The organism is Rhizobium ecuadorense (genome assembly GCF_001187535.1).
GTDB classification, from domain to species: domain Bacteria; phylum Pseudomonadota; class Alphaproteobacteria; order Rhizobiales; family Rhizobiaceae; genus Rhizobium; species Rhizobium ecuadorense.
Genome location: NZ_LFIO01000158.1, coordinates 1 through 221, shown reverse-complemented (window position 1 = coordinate 221; position 221 = coordinate 1). Strand labels below are relative to the sequence as shown.

Here is a 221-nt window from a genome sequence, read left to right as displayed (position 1 = left end):
CTTCCGGCCTCTTGTGGAACTCTATCGCGACGCTTGGCGCGACGCTGGCCATGATCCGGACAAGCAGAAGATCGGTGTCCATGCTCTCGGCTTTGTCGCAGAAACCGACAAGGCTGCGAAAGAGGCGTTTTTCCCCGGCTGGTTTCAGATGTTTACGGAAGCGGGAAAGGAACGAGGGTGGCCGCCGCCGACAGAGGCTCAATTCGAGCACATGTGCAGCC

Annotated in this window: 1 pseudogene; it reads left to right on the top strand. The window is 59.3% G+C overall.

Features of this window, described 5'->3' with window-relative positions:
* Window positions 1-221, top strand: a pseudogene (locus AF337_RS44125) (LLM class flavin-dependent oxidoreductase); the annotation flags it as partial.